This is a genomic window from Clostridium sp. AM58-1XD (assembly GCF_003464085.1).
Taxonomy (GTDB): domain Bacteria; phylum Bacillota; class Clostridia; order Lachnospirales; family Lachnospiraceae; genus Lachnoclostridium_A.
On the sequence record NZ_QSDR01000013.1, the window covers coordinates 40,404 to 61,214 of the forward strand.

Here is a 20,811-nt window from a genome sequence, read left to right on the forward strand (position 1 = left end):
AATAGAACTGCTGGAGGTACTCCCCATGTTGAACACAATTTTAAATGTATTGTTAATTGTTCTTGCAGTGGCGGCAATCGTGTTGGTAGTCTTATATTTCCTGGGAAGAAAGCTGGAAAAGCGTCAGATTGAACAGCAGCAAGCTCTGGAAGCAGCAGCACAGACCGTTTCCATGCTGATTATTGACAAGAAAAAGCTTCGCCTGAAGGAAGCCGGACTTCCAAAGATCGTTTATGAGCAGACGCCGAAATATCTGCGCCGTTCCAAAGTTCCGGTAGTAAAGGCAAAAGTAGGTCCGAAGATCATGACTCTTATGGCTGATGCAAAAGTATTTGAGGCACTTCCAGTCAAGGCAGAAGTCAAAGTCGTAATAAGCGGTATCTACATAACTGAGATTAAAAGTGTCCGCGGCGGCGTTGTTGCACCACCGCAAAAGAAAAAGGGACTGTTTGCAAGATTTAAAAAAGACAAGTAGGAACGTATTAACGGAGCAGCCGGGCTGGTAAAGCGGCAGGCACTCCTGTAATATAGAAAAGGGATTCTGTTTCGAGGCATTGGCCGCGTCGCAGAATCCTTTTCTATATTATTACAATATCGTCTCTTTCATCACATGTGATCTATGGAGTAATCGTGTTGCAGGGAGAATTTTCTTCACTTATATATGCCCTCGCCTTGTGGGCGTTTGTTTCCCGTGTATCTATGATATAGCATATTCACACGAATCTTCAAGAAGTTAATTCAGCAACATTCAAATTCTGCTTCGTACCCTCCGCCATACATAATCCATTCCTTTTTCCCCCATCTCCAAAAAACGCGGCCACCAAAGCAAAAACTCACATATTCTGCGCCTTGCCACTACATCGGAACAGAATATGTGAGTTTTTTGATATTATTATGAGAATCCAATTAAAACTGCCGTCACCATCGCTATACTGGCGCATACAAACAGGACTGCCTGGAATTTGATCTGGAATTTCGCCCATCTTCCCCAGTCCAGCCGCGCAGCCGCCAGTGCTCCAAGAAGACAACCGGAAGTCGGAACGATAAAGTTGCTGAACGCATCTCCAAGCTGGAACGCCAGTACCGCCGTCTGTCTGCTCACACCTACAATATCGGAAAGAGGAGACATGATCGGCATAGTCAGTGCCGCCTGGCCGGAACCGGATACGACGAAGAAATTAAATACCGTCTGGAACACATACATAAGCCATGCGGATACCATAGGCGGGAAATTCTTCATACCCTCACCGATAGAGTGGAGGATCGTATTCAATACAGTGCCTTCTGTTGCACTCGTTCCTCCCAATATAATGAGGATACCCTGAGCCATTCCAACACAGATAGCCGCTCCAAGAAGGTCTGCCGCTCCACGATCAAACGATCTTGCAATGTCATTTAAATGCATGTCGTTCAGCTTGAATGCAACGCCGATAATTCCGGATACAAGGCCCATTACGAAGAACTGGGAAGCAATTTCAGGTATATAATATCCTTTTGCAATCACACCCCAAATGGTCCAGGCTACTGTAAGAACAATTGTCAGAAGCACTAGCTTATGTCCTAATGTAAATGGAAGATTTTTCTTATCTTCAGAACTGAAATCATCCCTATAGTACTTGTCCGATTCATACGCTACGGACTTCATCGGATGTTTTCTGATCGAAATTGCATAGCGCATTGTAAATACACACGCAATCCCCGTGAATGCCACCCACAGTACAATACGGAATCCCGCTCCTGACATAACAGGGATTCCGGCCACGCCCTGAGCGATTGCCAGGCTGAACGGATTCATCCAGGATGTTCCGAAACCGATCTGCGTTGCCACATAGGAACACATGACCCCGACTACCGCATCATAACCAAGCGCGATAAACATGGGTACCAGAATCATTACAAACGGCAGCGCTTCTTCTCCCATGCCAAATACGGCGCCTCCCAGAGAAAACAGAATAATCAACAGGGGAATCAACAGGATCTCACGTCCCTGGGCCCGTTCAATTACCCTCATAATTCCGCTTTCTACCGCGCCTGTCCGAAGCACGATTCCAAATGCGCCTCCGACTACGAGAATAAATGCAATAATTCCAACAGCCGTACCATTTTTATCTCCGACTGTTAAACCTTCAAATACATAGTTTAAGATTCCCTGCCTTCCAAAATCTTCTGTTCCAAAAAGCGGAGCCGCTTTAATTACCTTATTTCCGTCTTCATCCAGAACATATCGGAAGCTGTCCGGGTCCAGGACCGTCCTTGTTTTCTCCTGACCGTCCTGCATATAAGTGATTTCCTTCGTATCATACTGGCCTAAGGGAATAAACATGGTGAATGCTGCTGCAAGTAGGATAACAAAGAAAATAATGATGTACGTATGAGGCATCTGAAATTTCTTCTTCGTATCTGCCATCTACAATTCCTGCCTTTCTCTTATACTTTTTCAATAATATGGCCGCAAGGGGCCATGAGCCTCCGGCGTATTTATGCGCATATCTTCGATATGATATCATACTCCTGTGCAAAAATCACGTAGTTTTTGATTTTTTATGCATTATTACTGAAAAAAATTATAATTATACACCAAATTTTTTTAGGCCTGATACTATTTCAGGCTGAATGCCGCACCAATTCTGGATTTAATATCCACAACTATGTTGCAGTCTGAAATTCTCTCATAATTGATATCGAGTGAATAATCCACGTGTACTCTCAGATTATTCTCCTCTTCTTCCACTTCTATGCTGCTCGTATGAATTCCCACCATCATCTCACCAAAAGGTGTCACATAACGGGTCTGGGTCTTCTTCCCCTTTTCAAAAGCCATATGGACATTTGAAAGGCCTCTTTTTATGATATCCAGGCTGACCGGACTGATCTTGATAGTATTTTTAATAACCCCATCCATTCCTTCCAGGGCTTCATCATAAAGAATATAGTGCTTCCCATCCTTCAGATAATAGTTCCCTGCGGTTATCATTTCCACATCACTGTTTTCTCCGTCAGCCGCCTGCATGCCGCTTATACTGATCAATACATCTTTTGTCATTGTATTAATACTCCTCTATCGCGATTTTTTTTGTTTCCTTTACCTGTTCCGGAAGAATCGCGGTGGCAAAATTTTTAAACTTTTCTGCAAGGTCACTGACGAAAAACTGGTACTTTTCGCCTTCCATACGATCTTTGCTGCAGGAAAGGCCTTCCCTTTCCAGCAGGCCGCGCAGTTCGATCGCCGTCTCATACGCCGGATTTACCAGCTGTACATTATCTCCCATAATGCGCCTCAGCGTCGAGCGGATCAGCGGATAATGCGTACAGCCCAGAACAAGCGTGTCAATATATTTCCCCTTCAGATCCGCCATATATCTGGACGCGATCTCATCGGTCACAGAATCATGCAGAAGCCCTTCCTCAACCAGCGGAACAAAAAGCGGGCATGCCTTTCCAAACACTTCTGCACCTGAATTCCACTGCCGTATGGTTTCTGCATAGATCCCGCTGTTAATCGTTCCTTCTGTTCCGATAACACCAATTTTCCCGTTTTTTGTCGTTTTTGCCGCCATATACGCTCCGGCATTGATAACTCCAATCATGGGGATATCGCATTCTTTTTTCACAGTTTCAAGTGCATACGCACTGGCTGTGTTACATGCAATAACAATGGCCTTCACATCCTGTGTCCGCAGGAAACGGATAATCTGCCTGGAATACCGTATAATTGTATCCCTCGACTTGGTACCATACGGCACCCTGGCCGTATCTCCAAAATAAATTACTCTTTCATCCGGAATCTGACGAATGATTTCCCTGACAACCGTCAGACCGCCTACACCTGAATCAAAAACGCCGATTGGCGCATTCCTGTCCATGACAATCCCTTAACCTCTTACCTTTCGTACCGTTGCAGCGCATGTTCAATCAAGGCCTGAACAAGGGCATCCTTATCCATTCCCGCCGCTTCCCAAAGCATGGGATACATGCTGATCGCCGTAAATCCCGGCATGGTATTAATTTCATTAAATACAATCTCCCCGTCATTCTTCACAAAGAAATCGACTCTGGCGAGGCCATAGCCATCTACAGCTCTGAATATATCTGCGGCCGCCTTTCGTATCTCTTCCGCCGCATTGCCGGGCAGCTCCGGATTCATGACCGTTCTGGATTCCGGATTGTAATATTTTGCTTCAAAATCATAGAAATCTGCTGCCGCAAGAATTTCTCCGACCCCGGAAGCCTGAATTTCCTTCGTTCCTCCTCCGAATACGGCGCATTCCACTTCGTGGCCCACGATCATCTCTTCTACAAGGATCTTTCTGTCATGGCGGGCTGCCTCATTCAAAGCTTCTTTCAGTTCTTCCCTGTTCTCTGCTTTTCCTACGCCCTTAGATGAACCGGCGTTAGACGGCTTCACAAATACAGGATATGAAAACTTTGCCTCTACCCTGGCGATGATATCCTCCATCTGCCCTTCCATCTCTTCCCGTCTGACAGGAACGTAATCGGCCTGGCGAACGCCTAAATCATCTACAATAATTTTTGTATAGATCTTATCCATAGAAACAGCGGAGGCCAAAACACCACAGCCAACATATGGAATCTTAGCCAGCTCCAGCAGTCCCTGGATGGTCCCGTCTTCCCCATATAACCCGTGAAGCACCGGAAATACTACATCGAGCTTTATGGTTTCCCACTGTATTCCTTCTGTGAATACGGCGCACTTTTCCGTCGCATCCGGCAGGATTGCTGCCTTAACCTTGCTTTCTCTCCAGGAACCATCTTCGATGCTATCCAGAGAATCTGCTCTCAGCCATTTCCCCTCTTCAGTGATTCCAATTAAAACTACATTATATTTTTCTTTATTAATGTGCTTCACCACATTGATAACTGACATACATGATACAACATGTTCAGAGGACTGTCCCCCGAATACGACTGCGATCGTTTTCTGATCCATATTTTGTTCTCCTTCCGCTTTTTTACCTAGAAGCGTTTATATTATAGCATACCTGGTTACAATTACAATTAGATATTGAAAAAAGGAGTGATTTCCATGAAACGAACTGTATTTCTTGCCCTTTCCCTTTGTTGTTTTCTGATCTCCGGGCTCTGCCTGTTTTCCATAAAACGCGCCGATGACGAAGCGCTGGCTTCACGTATTGCCCCGGAAATCCTGCGCCTTCATGTATTGGCCAACAGCGACAATCATGCAGACCAGCAGCTGAAAATAGAAGTGAAATCTGTGCTCGTTGACCGGATCAGCCGCGATATGACAAGCTGTTCCTCCAAAGAAGAAATGTGCGCTTATTTAACTGACAACCGCGACGAGCTGGAGTCCCTTGCAGAATCATACATACAGACAAAAGGCTATTCTTATCCCGTAAGCCTTAAACTGACAAAAGACTATTTTCCAGCTAAAACCTATGGTGACATGTCATTTCCATGCGGTACTTATGATGCAGCCCGTTTTGTAATCGGCAAAGGAAAAGGACACAACTGGTGGTGTGTCCTCTATCCATCCTTATGCTTTATTGATCCCACTTATGCCACCGTACCTGATTCTTCCAAAGAAAAACTGAAGTCTGCGGTGGACGATAAGGATTTTCATGCTCTGGAAAGCAGCAAACGGCCTGCCCCTCATATAAAATTTAAAATCCTTGAACTCTTTGGCCGCTCATAAAAACAGCTATTTTCTCTGACTGTCCAAAAGAGCTTTTAAGGCTTCTTCACTCTCATCAATCCAGGCGTCTTCCTCTTCAGTATTCAGTCCGAGGAAGACGGCCAGTCTCCTGTCGTCGTCACTGTTATTCCACTCTTCCACAAAATCATCAATCGCCTCGAATGGGATTTCTCCCGCAAGATATTTCTCTTTAAATGTCATTATGCTTCCTTCCCCTTGATATTCCTTGAAACCGTTATTTCCTGATTGTCAATATGCTCTCTCATCAGTTCCTTTGCTTCGGCCACCTTCCGGTCCCTTACAGCCTTCAAAATGCGCTCGTGTTCACTTAAAAGTATCTGCCTCTTATCCGCGTCCTTCACATACTCCAGACGGTAACGGTACATCTGCTCACGCAGATTATTGAGAAGCTGAATCAGGCGCACATTTCCCGTCCCCTGGTAAATAATATCGTGATAGTGTTCATCTGCCTCTGCAATTTCCATCGGCTCTCCGCCTTCTACTGCACGGCCGAACTGAGTATTGGCATCCGAAAGTTCACGGATTTCATCCGCAGACATACGCTCACACGCCAGTTCGATCGCCAGTTCTTCCATGGCCCGGCGTACTTCCAGTACGTCCCTCAAACTCTTTTCGGAAATTTTAGCGACTTCGGCTCCCTTTCTTGGAATCATAAGTACGAGTCCTTCCAGCTCAAGTTTTCTGATCGCTTCTCGAATCGGCGTACGGCTCACACCAAGACGGTCTGCCAGCTGAATCTCCATAAGCCTTTCTCCCGGTGCCAGTTCCCCTTTTAATATTGCCTGGCGCAGCGTATTAAAAACCACATCTCTCAGCGGAAGATATTCATTCATCGTCACTTTTAAGTTATATTCCATTGCCGGAAACCTCCTTGTTATTGTAAAAATTCGTAAGATAAACCTGCTTGGCCATCTCCGCAGACTGTCCGTAACGCAGTTCCTCATAAGCATTCTCCGCCGCGGCAGGACTTGTAAACAGGCCGAAAACTGTCGGGCCGCTTCCGCTCATCATGGCGTTAACAGCTCCCATTCCTTTCATCTTATCTTTTATTTCCTTTATTACCGGATACTCCTTTTCCGTGACCGTCTCAAGAACATTTCCAAATCGCTCTGCAACTCCATAAAGATCCTGGTTTCGTATCGCCTGAATCATTCCGTCAATATCCGGATGCTGCTCTTTTTTCAGCTCATTTGCATGAAGGTTTTCATAAACAAATTTAGTCGAGACACTGATTGCCGGCTTCGCAATCAGAATCTGACACTGCGGCATCGGCGGCAGCGGAGTGAGTATTTCTCCAATCCCTTCCGAAAGAGCCGTTCCGCGCATCAGACAATATGGAACATCGGCGCCGATCTTCACGCCTCGTTCCATCAGGTCTCTCATGGACAGTCCCAGGCTGAACATCTTGTTGACGCCGAACAGGACTGCTGCCGCATCACTGCTGCCCCCGGCCATTCCTGCCGCAACCGGAATAAACTTTCTGAGTTTTATCATTACGCCCTTTTTAATTCCGAATTCTTCCATTAAAAGCTGCGCCGCTTTATAAACAAGATTGTTTTCATTGCATGGCAGATAATAGAGATTCGTTTCAACTTCAATTCCAGGCTCGTCCTCAGAATCAGATCAATCCTGTCATATATTCCGACTGTCTGCATGATCATTTTCACTTCGTGATAGCCGTCTTCTCTTCTCCTGAGGACATCGAGACCCAGATTGATCTTTCCATATGCCTTCAGATTCAGGTGGTGTATCATATTCAGAAACTCCTCTGTTTTCGTAAATTGTATTTTTATATTTTTTTGTATACAATATTTATTATACTATGTACACCAAAAAATACAAGCTATTTCTTTTGGAAGTGTTTTAAGTTTTGCCGTAGGCCCTTTCACTGTGCACCGGCTATGGACAAATTCTGGCGTATTTGATATATTCATTATAGCAATACGCTTAAAATACACATAAAGGAGATTTTTACTATGAAAAATCCAGTTGTTACCATTGAAATGGAAAACGGCGATATCATCAAAGCAGAGCTTTATCCGGAAATTGCACCGAATACAGTGAATAATTTTATCAGTCTTGTAAACAAGGGATTCTATAACGGCCTGATCTTCCACCGCGTCATCAGCGGCTTTATGATTCAGGGTGGATGTCCAGACGGCAACGGCTGCGGCGGACCTGGTTATGGCATTAAAGGTGAATTCAGCCAGAATGGCGTAGATAACCAGCTGAAGCATACGGCCGGCGTTCTTTCCATGGCTCGGGCTATGCACCCTGATTCCGCAGGATCGCAGTTCTTCATCATGCATAAGGACTCCCCACATCTCGACGGCTCCTACGCCGCATTTGGAATGGTTATTGATGGAATGAATGTAGTAAACAATATCGCTGCTGTTCGTACAGACTACAACGACCGTCCCATGAAGGAACAGAAGATGAAGTCTGTGACTGTTGATACGTTTGGAGAATCTTATCCGGAACCGGAGAAATGTTAATCTTATGGTCATTGAACGATGTGTAAACATAGGTTTAGATGAATATACCGTCGTCCTATCCGACGAACCAGACAGCCTTCTGGCCGCAGCTGCGGCCGGCAAGGCTGTTGTTGGTCTGTGGGACCCCGGCAGGCCGGACGTATCCCTGTTTCCTGCCAGATATGTAATAGAGCGGCCGGAAGATGCCGACGCCGCTTATCTGGAACGGGCAGTAAGGCGCCATTTGGGGCTTCCGCTTACCATCTGCCGGTCCGAACGTCTGATCATCCGGGAATTCACGCCGGAAGACTGCCGGTTCATTCCTTTTGAAGAAGAGGCCGGTACGGACGATGCCGTTTTCCGGACTCCCGAGCTTCTGTATGCCTATATAAAAAATCAATATGAATTTTATGAATATGGAATCTGGGCTGTCGTACGGGCGTATGACAATGTTCTGGTTGGTAAAGCAGGCATATCTCCTATGCATGTTTCAGAAGAACTGCTGTCAGAAGGCGGGAAATCCGATGATCCCGCCGCAGAGCTGAGTTATCACATATTCCGCCCCTTCCGCCGTCACGGCCTGGCCCTGGAGGCGTGCCGCCATATCCTTTCATATGCCCGGTCCCAGGTCACGTCCAATCTCTTCATTCGGATCATGCCGGATAATCTTCCATCTGCTTTATTGGCGAAAAAACTTGGATTCTCTCCTGTTCAAACATCCTTTTCCCCCTCAGAGGAAATATCTGCAGCTTCTCCTGTCTTTTATCGCTAATCGCAGCAGCATAAAATCTTCTGACTTTCATATCTGATCTGCAAATATACGTTTTCCTTCTCCCCTTGTGCCGGCGAAATCATGCCTTTCGTTCCGGCACTTTCTGCATCTTTTTAAAGATTCTGAACAACATCCAGACGGCAGCCGATGCAAGTACGGATTCCGCGATGCACTGTGCATAGGAAAGTCCATAAAGCGGAAACAGATGATTCAGCACGTAAAGGGCCGGAATCTCCAGCACAATTTTTCTCAAAACAGCGAATGCCAGAGCCGCTCTTCCCATTCCCACCGCCTGGAACACGCCGACTGCAAGAAAATCCAGGCAGATGAACGGCAGCCCAAGGCAGAATCCCCTCAAAAATCTCGTTCCATACGCAATGATATTCTCATTGTCCATAAAAGCTTCTGTCAGCACTCCAGCTCCAAAATAGTAAAATACAGCGACAGCCAGCATAAACGGCAGCAGCGTTTTTATGGTAAAGAAAATTGTCTCTTTCATTCGTTTCTGATTCCCACAGGCAAAATTATAGCTGATCAATGGCATAATACCCTGTGAAAATCCCATGGCTACCTGCAGCGGCACCATATTGACCTTCTGTGCAATTCCCATTGCCGCTACTGCATCCGCACCGTAAGAAGACGTGAAATTATTTAATATTGTCATACCTGTCACATTGAGAAGGTTCTGAATTGAGGCGGGAATTCCCACGCCGCATACGCCCAATACAATTGCTTTCTGCAGACTGAATTTCTTAGGAAGGATACAGACAGATGTGCTCTTTCTTCTGACGTACAAAAGCACAAAGAAGTAGAGGCAGGCAACACAGTTTGACAGGAATGTGGCCAGGCCGGCACCAGCAGCGCCCATATTCAGTCCCCATGGAAGGATAAAGATCGGGTCCAGAACCATGTTCAGCAGGCAGCCGCTCATCGTTCCGATACTGGCATGGAGCGAAGCCCCTTCCGACCGAACCATGTAAGCCATTACGACATTCAGAATTGCCGGCGCTGCACCGAAGAAAACGGTCCATTTCAGATATCCTTCCGTAGCAGCTGCCGTATTCACATCAGCCCCCAGAAGAACCAGAAGCTGTTTCCGGAATACGATACACAGCAATGAAAAGATGATTCCGCAGAACAGGGCGCAGTAAAAACCGAATGCAGAGCTTCTATGTACCGCTTCGTAGTCCTTCCTCCCCAAGGCCCGGCTCATCATGCTGGAACTGCCGACGCCGAACAGGTTATTTACCGCATTAAACGCCAGAAGCACCGGCGCCGCCAGGGTAACCGCCGCATTCTGAATCGGATTGTTCATCATCCCTACAAAATATGTATCTGCCAGATTATAGATTACCATTACGAGTGAACTGAGAACGGTGGGAACCGCCAGCTGCATAACAGCTTTTGGCACCGGCATCTGTTCAAATAACATCGTTTTTTTATCGTCCATTCCATTATCCCCTTTGCCCTATCCCTATGCAGCCTTCCCGCCGCAAGTACTTCTTTTTAGTTTATCACGGGACGGGCCATAAGACAAGTTGACCATAATGCAGCAAAAAGAGGATGTTACAAAAAGGAATAAGGCTGTGCCACCGATACCAGATGTAGTGACTTGCCACTGCCTGTGACGGAATCTGGTATCGGTGGCACAGATGATTCAACTTTTGCAACCCCTCTTTATATTCTCAGTACATGTTAAAATGCCAAAATAAAAAGTGCTATAACCAGTCCGACCACCATGCCAATGACTGAGACCAAATAACTTTTTTTCAACAGTTCTACAGCTTCTGTCGTATCAGAAGCCTTTTTTACTTTACTGATACAAATCATACTGTAAACACTGGCCGGCCATAGAAAGAATAAGCAGATAACAGCCAAAAACCAGGCTCCTCCCGTACGAATCACTGGTTCGGCCGGTACCGGAACCGTTGGCTTTATCTTCTGCTTCGGAGATGGATTTTCCTTTTTCTCCAGCTTGATCTCCGGTTCTTTACCCGGCTGCTTTACCGGATCTATCTTTTGCACCTGCGGCATCCGGTGCCCGCAGTTCGGACAGAAAATCTGCTCTCCGTCTACCCTGGTACCACAGTAAGCACATGTATTCTCTTCCACACTCCTCACGGGAGCGCCGCATTCCGGGCAGAAGCCTTCCGAGTTACTCAGACCTGCGCCGCAGTTTGGACAATAGATCATACCCTAACCTCCTATATTAATAATTTCTCCTTACATCTCCATTTGGGCCAGTATGGATCGGATCTTGCCAATTGCCTCTCTCGTCTCTTCCTTTTTTGCTTCATCCTGACGCGCAACCATTGCAGACTGCTCCACCTGCTGCTGTGCTGCAAGAATTTTATCCCCGTAATATTCCGCCAGTTGTTTTATTACGTTTTCGGCCATCGTTCGGTAAGTATTTTCGATTGCCTGCTGCACGGATATATGCAAGTTCGTGTATTGAACCTGAATTGACTTGATAATATCAGGTGTTTTATCAGACATCTCCTTCTGCCGCATGGCTCCTGCAATTCCATCAGCAACCAGGCTGAAAAGTCCCAGGCTGTCAATTTTTGAAACTACAAAACTGACATTGTCCCCCATTGTCCATGTCTTATTGTCTAAAGCAAAGCGAAAGCCATATGCTGTATTTTGTGCATTTTTCGAAAGGCTGTACGTAAGTTCACTGGATATTTCATCCAAAGCGTCATACAGAATGACCGTATGATAATCTGTACAGCGGGTAATTGCCTCCTGCATCATATCGATGCAATAAAACGAATAGTATTTTGTCAGATCCTTGGCTTCCACATCTGAGAGTGTACTGACATCTTCCTGCATTCGATTAAGAAGCTCCTCTATCCACTCATATGTTTCGGACTGCATAACCTGAATCATACCGTCAATTCTGCTCTCCGTCTCCGACTGCTGTTTCATCTGCTGTATTTTCTGCTCACTGACCCTTTCTATGGCGGCCTGCACATCCTGACTGCTCATAATCAGACCATTTTCCAGTGCGGCCAGATCGTCAGCCAGGTCAACCAGCATTCCGCGAAGCATACGCTGCATGCGGTCAGGCAGAATCACGTCTTTCTTGTCCTGTACCAGCCTGGTTATCTGTGATCGGAAGCCATCAAAGTTCCTCCCCAGCAGTTCTTCCATTCTGACATTCGGCCGTTCCTCTCCCGTCTGGCGGCAGCGCTCATCCAAAGCGCTTACCATCCACGGTTCCTGGGCAGGAAGCAGCCCGTGAATTCGCTCTTCCAGCATTTGTTTCATGCGCTCATATTCCTTTTCATTGGAAAGGACATCCGCATAGTTGCCAATCAGAAATAAGTCTGTATATTTCTGCGGAAGGATGACCGTTTTAAGAAACATCTGCTCTGCCTGTGACAGCGGATAATTTACAGAAAACAGATAGACAACTGCATCTGCCTGACATAATGCCTGCTCCACCATATCAGTAAAATCCTTCATGGAATCGCCTAAACCTGGCGTATCAATAATCGTAACATACCGGAGCAGCTCAATCGGACGTTTGATTTCCAGCTGCCGTACAGGCTCCCCTGCCTGGCTGATCAGCTCTTCCAGACGGTCACGTTCCATCTCCTCATCGGACAGGCGCATCCGCCGGCCGCCGGAAAGAATTGCTTCATTGGAATGTGCCCCATAACTGATTTTATTCAGCGTGACTGTTTCTGTCGTTACATTGGTGGTAACTACTTCCTCTCCCAGCAATGCATTAATAAGGCTGGATTTTCCCCGTTTGAACTCGCCGCATACAACCACTGTAAACGGGTCCTCTTTACGATTACGGATATTCTGTTCCCATCTGGACAGCTTGCTGATAAACGGGTCTCCCAGAAGAGCGCGGTACTTGCTGTCAAACTGAAACATCTTTAATTTGTCCAGTTCGCTTTCTATCCTCCGTATCATTTCTTCCGGATCATATATAATGCGGTCCTGCATCTCCATTCCTCAGCCCTCCTATCCCTCTTTTGCTACGTCGACGAATCTCCGGCAGCGCTCATCCGTTTCTTCCTTGGAACGCATGATCTGCCCAGGCTGCATTAGTTCCGGACGCCACCGGTAGAACACCTCGCATTCGATAAACTCCATCTCTGCAACAATCCTTCGCACCGAAGTGGGATGATCATAAAGTAGTTCATTAAATTTAGTGAGATTACCCATCTGCATATCCAGCTGCTTTCTAAGCGCTTCATAATTCACTGTATGTTCTCCGAGTGCTGCACCATACATCAGTTTGGCATTTACCTGATAGGCATCCTCCGGCTTGTCACAGCAGATCAGGCCAGCACGGTCGCATGTGACTTCAGCCGCACGGCTCCATGCGTTCAGAGCAATTCTGCTTCCCATCGTCAGAAGGGCCATCAGTTGTGTAGATATAATTCCAGTCGCAGCAATCCCTACGTTCAGCAAGATATTACTCAGCATGGAATACACGGAGTGCTGATTATGTATATGACCGCACTCGTGTCCGATCACGCACCGCAGCTCTCCCGGTGTAAAACGTTCATAAAGGCCGCTGTGAATAACGATCAGCGGCTCAATATCGTCCGTTGCAATCGTATACGCGTTTATGGAAAGATCATTTATAATATAGATATTCGGAATACCGATTCCCAGAGTCCTGGCGCAGTCGCAGCCAATCTGATAGACCTCCGGGAACTGATCCGGACCGACAATAAGCCCATCCATGTTGATCACCTGAAGCGTCCGGCTCGCATAGGTCGCACATATCTTCTTGGCAATGCTGTAAAAGTGCGGAATTGCGTCCAGCTTTCTGCGGCATTCATAGTCAAAAGCAAAGGCATAATCCGGCAGTCCGTTGCCTGACAGACGCCTGCTTTCCATTGCCTTTCGACGCGCCATGTAATCTCTGAAACTGTAGTCCATCCCCTGCAGAGGAGATGATGTACTCGAATCCATGAAATCATTCATTTTCAGTTCCTCCAGTCTGTCAGGCACTTTCCAAGACCTGGCGCACCTTCATATTCAACGGCTTCAGGTTTTCCAGAATCTGCTTCACGGTAGCAACGATCTCGTCGCATTCTGCTGCCATTTGTTTCCGCTGCAGTTCATTTCTGGTCAAATCCTTTTTAATATTGTCCATCGTGCTTTCCGTATCATTGAGCATTTTCTCACACTCTTCCTCCATACTTGCGGTCAGCTCATTAAACCGGATCTCCACACGCTGGTGTACCCAGTTTTCCAGTTCTCGCTTTGCCTGCATTTCCACAATCATCTGTTTCATATTGTCTCTTATTTCTCTGCGCAGTTCTTCCAGTTTTCTCTTTCCAGAATCTCTGGCAAACAGTTTGCTTGTGAAATGCTTACTGACAGCCGTGCCGGTAGCACAGCTGATAATCAGCATTGGCAGTCCTACAATCGACATTGAACCCAGAATCGCGGCTACCGTAAGGTTGCTACAAGCCCTACGCCGCCCCCTGCAAGCGCGCCCTTTACCCCCGCCTCCCTGTATCCTGCAACAATTCCGCCAATTCCATATATCCCCATGAAATCTGTCAGCACATCGACTCCTGTTCCTATTAAATTAGTCTTGTCTAGACCTTTTCTATTTTCAGTTATGCTGTTTCGGAATGCGTCCATCTGTGTAGAAATTTCCTGAGTAAACTCGCCCAGGCGAACGGCCTCTTTTCCTACGATATCCTGAAGCTGCAATTCGATCTTTTCGGAAAGAAGAGACATCGACGATCTCATTTCATCGGAAACTGCTTTCTGCAGCTTTTCCGCCGCTGCTTTCTTTCCCCCATCGCTGGACAGCGTCGTCACATCAATCGGAGTGTTCTCCAGCTTTGCAGCCAGTTTTGCCTCCAATTCCGAGTAGAACTGACTGACTTGGGGAATCAGCTTATTCTTTGCATTCGTCGCACTGGATGAAAGGCGCCGCTTTTCTTCCTGTTTTTTCTTTCTCATTTCCCCTATCTTTGCCAGCGCCTCTTTCTGATGTTTTTCAAATTCCTCAGCATCTAATTCGAGAGCTTTCTTCCGTGTTTCCGCAGCCTTTATCACTTCCAGGGACGTGCGCTGAATCAGATTCAGCGGAGTTCCAAGCTCCAGAGCGCCTCTCTCTTCGGTCAGCATCTTAGTCAGCGCCTCTTCGAAAGGCAGCGTACCGCTCTCTTCAATCAGCTTCTGGTCGCCGGTCATCTTCCCGTCCAAAGCATCCAGCGCTGAAAATGGATAAATCCGAATGTTTCCCATCTTAAATTCAGAATCCTTATATTTTTCAGAATCTTTTCCATACAGCTCTGCCATTTTATCCAGCACGCTTCTCTGTATTTTTTCCCGTATCCCCTGTACCACACGTTCCCGGTCTGCAGCCCTTCGTATTGTATCAATCTTATTAACAAGAAAAATCAGACGCCCCAGGTCACTGGCCATAAGCTTGCTGCGCACAAATTCAGCTTCGGACATACTGAATGGATTGTCAGGAGTAATAACCATGATCACAGCATCCAGCTTGGGAATCACCTCTTCCGTAACACGGTTCATTCTTTCGTCATCATTCAGTCCCGGCGTGTCGACGATGTCGACGCCGTTCTGGCAGAATCTGCAGGGATAATATACCACTGCCTCTTCCACTTGTGAAGCGCGCGCTTCATTTTCACCCGTCAGCTTCGTTACATAACCGGCCAGATCATCTATGGATATATTCTTGATGGAGTTATCTTTCATCAGAAGCTCTACATGTGGCTGCATATCATAAGTCACTCTGTTCATCGTAGCAGAACATGGCAGTATATCGGCAGGCATAATTTCCTTTTCCAGCATAGAATTGATTACCGTGCTCTTTCCCCTCTTGAATTCTCCCATAATTCCTACGGCAAATTTATGCTCCGCCAGTTTCTCCCTGCTCTTCTCCAGGGATTTCTTGTTCTCATCCAGCTCCATTCTGCCGCAGATTTTCTCCATCTGCACCATGCTCGTATTAACCTGGGCTACCATGTTCTGATAATTCGTATAGCTTGCGTTACCATGCTCCATTTGTATCTCTCCTTTCACCCCTGATCTCCTCGTCGAACCTCACTTTCAGGCGGTCGTTATCCTGCAAAAGCTGATCTAGTTGTAATCGCAGCTCCTTTCCTGCCAGATGATCTGCACATGCCTGTAATTCCCTGATACGTCCGTTTGCCCGATTGTAAAGAATGACTACTATTTCCTCCAGTTTATCGCCTGCCTTTCCGCACGTGTATTCCAGTCTGCCTGCTATTTTCCCTTTTTTTCTGATGTTGAAGTCCTCCATCGACTGATCAGCCGCCCGTTCAATCCACATAATAATGTCACTGTTCAGAAGCTGGTTTCTCGGCGGCAATGGAGAATAGGTCCATTCAAACATTACGCCGTTATCATCTTTTAGATATATGGTTTTTTCATCAGGCAAACGTTCCAGCCGATCATTTACTTCTCTGAACATTTCCCCCTCAGGCCTAAGCAAAGTCTGCAGCGCTCTGGATATATCAGTCAACAGATATCTTGTCTGCTCTGCATAATACTGGTCCAGCCATGGATCCAATTCTCTTTTAATCCTGTCATTCACGTACTTTTGTGTTTCATCCATCTGCTGCACCAGCGCATTTTCCAGTGTTAGGACGTCAAGAGTCCTTATTTTAGACAGCTGTAAAATAAAATCTTTTTTTATTTTCTCTCTGACCGTACAAAAGTCATTCACTTTTCCATACATCTTTACTCTCGCTTCATCCATCATGGTTTCAGCCATGCCATAGCTTAATTTCGCAAAATCCGCTTTTTTATTTTCCATGTATTTTATCTGGTTGGTAATCGAAGTGTGGAGAATTGGAAGCATACTACGATACTTTGAAGCGGTCTGTTCGATTGTCTTCATCGACTTCATTACAGAACTGCTATTCTGGCTGTTCAGTATCAGCTGAGGCAGTCTTCTGTTCAGCCTTTTAAACCCGCTCTCCTCAAAGCGTTCATCATCATTGAACTCCCTTGCCTCCAGCGCGTCCAGCGAGGATACGGCAAAAATCTCAAGTTTCGGAAAAATCGTCTCATATTTATCAAATACAGGATCCCCTTCATCATGAGTCTCTTTCAGCTTATCTAGAACCTTTTCCTTAATCCTCTCTGTCAGATAGGTGATCAGGCGCTCCCTGTCTCTCTTGCGGACCAGATCGATATAAGTGATCACAACTACGATCTGGCAAATCTCCGAATTTTCCACCAGCTGTGCCATAAAACTGCTTTCCGTATCACTAAAAGGCAGATTAGCAGATATTGCTACGATAGCCAAATCAATTTTCTCCAGTTGGGATACTGTCACCTGATTCATAACATCATCATCATTCATTCCAGGAGTATCAATCAAATCCACGTAGTTCTGGCAAAAAATAGACGGATACTCCACCACTGCCTCTTCAATCTGGGCCGCGTTCCCCATCGCTTCTTCTGTCAGCTTCGTCACATAATCAGATAAATTCTCAATTCCTACCTCCTGCTCTCTGCCGTCTTTATAGCGCAGGCAGGCTTTGGGAACTGAACCATATGTAATGCGGTTAATTGTCGCTGTAGTAGGATTTGCATCCGCCGGTAGAATTTCTCTGCCCAGCAGCGCATTGATAAAACTTGTTTTTCCCCTTTTGAATTCTCCAACAACCGCAACACGGAATCTTCTTGTTTTAATTCTGTCCCGTTCCTCTTCTACACGGTTCTGCCATTTTCCGATCTCAGGGAGAAATTTTTCTCCCTTCAGTTCCTGGCGCAGTTTAATCAGATATTCATATATCTGAAAGTCATAATCCTTATAATCAATTGCCATTTCCCGCCGCCTCCGTTACAGGCCTCCACATTTTAGTAATTTTTTACAATTTTATCTTTTTATTTTGCTTTATATTCAACCATTATAACAATCAGCCTTCTTTATTTCAATATATCATAGTATATTTTGCATAAGGTCATTATAACAAATATGCGTCTTTCATACAACGTCATAACGCAATTTTGATTCTTTCACATATTAGATCATCTCTATGGGCCTCGCATGGCCTGCCTCTAACTTTGGTGAACATAACAAAAGAGAGTCCCGGGAATATGTGCCTTATTACTGTCACACTTTACCTGGTACTCTCCTTATTTTTAACATTTTATGGATTCACCAATTCATACAGGAGCTTTGGAAGGCGCTCCTCCATCGTATCGTCGCTGAACTGGCAGGTTCCAACCGCTTTATGACCGCCTCCGCCGTATTTCAGCATCAGGCTGCCCACATCGATATCCGATGTCCTGTTCAGTACGCTGTAACCAACTGCTACGGAACATCCCGCTCCGCCTTTACCGTTTACAATCCAGGCAGAAATGTTCTGTTCCGGATACATGCTGTATATCAAGAACCGGTTTCCGGTATAGATCGGGTCCACACCCCTCAAATCTGAAATAATAACATCCTTTTCCGTCCTGGTATATTTTGCAATCATGTCCTTAAATTTTTCATTCTGCTCAAAATAAATCTCAATCCGCTCTTTTACGTCCGGCAGGTTCAAAATTTCTTCCGTATTCATCGTCCGGCAGGCATCTATCAGCCGTTCCATCAGCTGATAATTCGAAATCGTAAAGTTTCTCCAGCGGCCCAGCCCCGTTCTTGGATCCATCAGAAATCCAATTAATATCCAGCCGCCTGGATTCTGTATCTCATCAATCGTGAGATTCCCGGAGTCCACTTTGTCCACCGCTTCCATCATTTCATTAAAATGAGAAAATCGTTCATTTCCTCCATAATAATCGTAAATAATTCTGGCACAGGATGGGGCAATTCTGCTTTCTCCCTTATACTTTCCTTCCAGCTGCAGCCTCTCAAACTCACTGGAATGATGATCAAACCAAAGCCCGCAGCCTTTTGCGTATGGTACATTTGCAAGGCAGTCATCTTCTGTCACCTCTACCAGGCCATCCTGTATGTCCTTTGGATGGGCAAATTTCCAATGATCAATGATTCCCGCCTCTTTCAGCAAAGCTCCGCATACAAGGCCATCAAAATCCGAACGTGTTACAAGTCTCATGTTTTCAGCTCCTTCATGTTTTTTATCAGCACATCATACATATGAGAATATTATAACACGAATTCGCCCGTCGGGACAGATCGATTCATTTTCTTTTCTATTGAAATATATTCAAATCCGGAACAGCCAGCCGGCCGGCTTCAGGAAGGCCATAATTCACGATATGATCCCGAACCATCTCCAAAATGTGACTGTAGCACAGAGACATCTGGTCACCGAATTCTTCGTTCCTGCCTGAGCGCAAATACTCGAATGCCTCCAGGCTCATATTGTTCAGTTTATTGCCGCCGCGGGCCCCTTCACTGAAAAAGGAAAAATAATATCCCCAGTGAAGAATCTCGCTTACTTCTTTCAAGATAATTTTATATGGCTTTAATGGAATATGGTCGATTATCACACGGATCAGTACGGCCAGCGGTATCGTTTCAGAGCGTTGGACTTTCTCCTGTATCTCCTCAAGCTCTCCCTGCAGAATCCGTTCCGCAGCAATACATGCAGCCGGCCGGACTGCGATTGCCATCAGCTGAAGTCCGCTCAGATAAATAAGGGTATCCTCTTTGCGCTCTTTATCCTTCATGCATTGCTGCGTAGCCGTATGATTAAATAAGGTCACCTGTGTCCCTTTCACATTATATGTCCGGCAAAATCCTGTTTTATTCAGGAGTGAAATGGCTCTGCGTATAGTCGAGACGGAAACACCATAACGGTCTGCAAGCACCTTTTCTGACGGCAGGAAGGTGCCGTCCTTATATTCCCCCAGCCCGATCCTGTCAATCAGGTCTCTGGCGATCTGCATATAATACTGATCCCTGGACCGTTCCGCATTCCAGGAATAGCATTCCTTCTTATAGATTACAGGACTTGAGGCTTTGCCTGATATCTCATTTAAATACATTTTAACATCATCTGCAACAGAACGGTACATCGTACGGAAACGTCTGCGGATCTCTTCCGGATTCTCCGTACGCACTGCCTCATACATCCACATAGGATCTTTATATATTTCATAAGAATCAGTAAAGGATTCGGCTTTCCTGTGCTCAAGAAAAAACGGAACTCTTGCGCCCAGTTCCAGACTGGTAAAAACATCCCTAAATATCCTGTTTCCGGAAGCATCCAGCAATGCATGCAGTGCCGAAGCAGAAGCCTTCCATCGTACCGCAAGCGGTTTTCTGCTGCTTTTTCTCAGCTGGCAAAAGCACCGTTCCAGCGTCTCTATGCTGCATACGCTGGCAGAAAACGCAAACAGGATGGGCATTAACAGATACATGGTTTCATAAACTTCCAGGATCGACTCTTTTCTTTCCAGTACCGCCTTAACCACCCACTCTTTTTTCTCTTCTTCAGGCAAACGGTAAATCACAACAGCTGGCCGCCGTTCTTCCGTCAGGATCAGTCCTTCTGCTTTTAGCGCATGGAGTACTTCTCTGACCGTTCTGATTCCAACATGATAGACCTCACTGATCTGACTCATAGAAGGGAGCTTTTCTCCATATTGCAGATATCCGTTCAGTATCTGTTCTTTTAAATTTTCATATAAATATTCAAACAATGTTCTTTTTATTTCCATATCCGTCCCCTCCCAATTCAGGCAATATCATTCGATGCCATGGCTGGTCCCCACAATGAATCCATGGCGTATTTAATCCCCCATTCTCACCGCTGCATAAGCTAAAAACGGTATATCCGGATATCATGTTTGCTATGCGAATATTATATCATAAATTCCTCAAATACTATATGCTAATGTACACAAATTTACGATTGACTGGTTCATTGCAGTCGATTTAAAATAGAACAGAATCAAGCCGCTTTATGATT

General features: G+C 45.8%; 19 protein-coding genes and 1 pseudogene. 4 read left to right on the plus strand and 16 right to left on the minus strand.

What is annotated here, in order from left to right:
* The first annotated feature begins 28 nt into the window (after nt 1-28).
* Nucleotides 29-475 (plus strand): hypothetical protein, encoded by a 447-nt coding sequence (locus DXA13_RS09575; RefSeq protein ID WP_347559803.1) that lies wholly within the window; start codon nt 29-31, stop codon nt 473-475.
* A gap of 417 nt (nt 476-892) precedes the next feature.
* Here the strand turns inward: DXA13_RS09575 and yfcC are convergent, their stop codons facing one another.
* The 4 genes from yfcC to DXA13_RS09595 all read right to left on the minus strand — a co-directional run bounded on the left by yfcC (nt 893) and on the right by DXA13_RS09595 (nt 4,948).
* A complete protein-coding gene (gene yfcC, locus DXA13_RS09580; protein WP_118243830.1) occupies nt 893-2,407 on the minus strand; it encodes a putative basic amino acid antiporter YfcC in 1,515 nt (504 codons plus the stop codon).
* A 192-nt stretch (nt 2,408-2,599) separates the two neighbouring features.
* Complete coding sequence (locus DXA13_RS09585; protein WP_118243832.1) at nt 2,600-3,043, minus strand: DUF1934 domain-containing protein; 444 nt, start codon at nt 3,041-3,043, stop codon at nt 2,600-2,602.
* A 4-nt stretch (nt 3,044-3,047) separates the two neighbouring features.
* The gene (gene murI / locus DXA13_RS09590) at nt 3,048-3,863 is read right to left on the minus strand and encodes a glutamate racemase (protein WP_118243834.1); all 816 of its coding nucleotides are present in this window, start codon (nt 3,861-3,863) and stop codon (nt 3,048-3,050) included.
* Nucleotides 3,864-3,880: 17 nt separating this feature from the next.
* Nucleotides 3,881-4,948, minus strand: a complete 1,068-nt coding sequence (locus DXA13_RS09595) for a D-alanine--D-alanine ligase family protein (protein WP_118243836.1) — start codon at nt 4,946-4,948, stop codon at nt 3,881-3,883.
* Between the two features lie 96 nt (nt 4,949-5,044).
* Here DXA13_RS09595 and spoIIR point away from each other — a divergent pair, with 96 nt between their 5' ends.
* The gene (gene spoIIR / locus DXA13_RS09600) at nt 5,045-5,671 is read left to right on the plus strand and encodes a stage II sporulation protein R (RefSeq protein WP_243009050.1); all 627 of its coding nucleotides are present in this window, start codon (nt 5,045-5,047) and stop codon (nt 5,669-5,671) included.
* 6 nt (nt 5,672-5,677) lie between these two features.
* On the opposite strand, the gene DXA13_RS09605 is transcribed toward spoIIR, so the two are convergent.
* The 3 genes and pseudogenes from DXA13_RS09605 to ispE all read right to left on the minus strand — a co-directional run bounded on the left by DXA13_RS09605 (nt 5,678) and on the right by ispE (nt 7,446).
* Complete coding sequence (locus DXA13_RS09605; protein WP_181995600.1) at nt 5,678-5,872, minus strand: hypothetical protein; 195 nt, start codon at nt 5,870-5,872, stop codon at nt 5,678-5,680.
* Entirely contained in the window at nt 5,872-6,549 is a 678-nt protein-coding gene (locus tag DXA13_RS09610) for a GntR family transcriptional regulator (protein ID WP_118243840.1), read from the minus strand. The genes DXA13_RS09605 and DXA13_RS09610 overlap by 1 nt, the downstream gene beginning before the upstream one ends.
* Nucleotides 6,539-7,446 (minus strand): annotated as a pseudogene (ispE, locus tag DXA13_RS09615) (4-(cytidine 5'-diphospho)-2-C-methyl-D-erythritol kinase). The gene DXA13_RS09610 and the pseudogene ispE overlap by 11 nt, the downstream one beginning before the upstream one ends.
* A 222-nt stretch (nt 7,447-7,668) precedes the next feature.
* On the opposite strand from ispE, the gene DXA13_RS09620 reads away from it, so the two are divergent.
* A complete protein-coding gene (locus tag DXA13_RS09620; RefSeq protein WP_118243842.1) occupies nt 7,669-8,187 on the plus strand; it encodes a peptidylprolyl isomerase in 519 nt (172 codons plus the stop codon).
* Between the two features lie 4 nt (nt 8,188-8,191).
* The gene (locus DXA13_RS09625; RefSeq protein ID WP_118243854.1) at nt 8,192-8,938 is read left to right on the plus strand and encodes a GNAT family N-acetyltransferase; all 747 of its coding nucleotides are present in this window, start codon (nt 8,192-8,194) and stop codon (nt 8,936-8,938) included.
* Nucleotides 8,939-9,017: 79 nt separating this feature from the next.
* Here DXA13_RS09625 and DXA13_RS09630 read toward each other — a convergent pair whose 3' ends face one another.
* The 9 genes from DXA13_RS09630 to DXA13_RS09670 form a co-directional block, all read right to left on the minus strand.
* Complete coding sequence (locus DXA13_RS09630) at nt 9,018-10,388, minus strand: MATE family efflux transporter (protein WP_118243857.1); 1,371 nt, start codon at nt 10,386-10,388, stop codon at nt 9,018-9,020.
* 245 nt (nt 10,389-10,633) lie between these two features.
* Nucleotides 10,634-11,131 (minus strand): zinc ribbon domain-containing protein, encoded by a 498-nt coding sequence (locus DXA13_RS09635; RefSeq protein ID WP_118243860.1) that lies wholly within the window; start codon nt 11,129-11,131, stop codon nt 10,634-10,636.
* 30 nt (nt 11,132-11,161) lie between these two features.
* Nucleotides 11,162-12,904, minus strand: a complete 1,743-nt coding sequence (locus DXA13_RS09640; protein WP_118243863.1) for a dynamin family protein — start codon at nt 12,902-12,904, stop codon at nt 11,162-11,164.
* A 12-nt stretch (nt 12,905-12,916) separates the two neighbouring features.
* Nucleotides 12,917-13,891, minus strand: a complete 975-nt coding sequence (locus DXA13_RS09645; RefSeq protein ID WP_118243866.1) for a M48 family metallopeptidase — start codon at nt 13,889-13,891, stop codon at nt 12,917-12,919.
* Between the two features lie 19 nt (nt 13,892-13,910).
* The gene (locus DXA13_RS09650) at nt 13,911-14,324 is read right to left on the minus strand and encodes a hypothetical protein (RefSeq protein ID WP_118243869.1); all 414 of its coding nucleotides are present in this window, start codon (nt 14,322-14,324) and stop codon (nt 13,911-13,913) included.
* A 38-nt stretch (nt 14,325-14,362) separates the two neighbouring features.
* A complete protein-coding gene (locus tag DXA13_RS09655) occupies nt 14,363-15,958 on the minus strand; it encodes a dynamin family protein (protein WP_118243872.1) in 1,596 nt (531 codons plus the stop codon).
* Nucleotides 15,945-17,753, minus strand: coding sequence for a dynamin family protein (locus DXA13_RS09660; RefSeq protein ID WP_118243875.1), 1,809 nt, complete (start codon nt 17,751-17,753; stop codon nt 15,945-15,947). Before DXA13_RS09660 ends, DXA13_RS09655 begins: the two co-directional genes overlap by 14 nt.
* A 325-nt stretch (nt 17,754-18,078) precedes the next feature.
* Nucleotides 18,079-18,990 carry an exopolyphosphatase gene (locus DXA13_RS09665; RefSeq protein WP_118243878.1) on the minus strand — a complete coding sequence of 304 codons (912 nt, stop codon included), beginning with the start codon at nt 18,988-18,990 and terminating at the stop codon, nt 18,079-18,081.
* A gap of 97 nt (nt 18,991-19,087) precedes the next feature.
* Nucleotides 19,088-20,560, minus strand: coding sequence for a GntR family transcriptional regulator (locus DXA13_RS09670; RefSeq protein ID WP_118243881.1), 1,473 nt, complete (start codon nt 20,558-20,560; stop codon nt 19,088-19,090).
* Between the last annotated feature and the right edge of the window lie 251 nt (nt 20,561-20,811).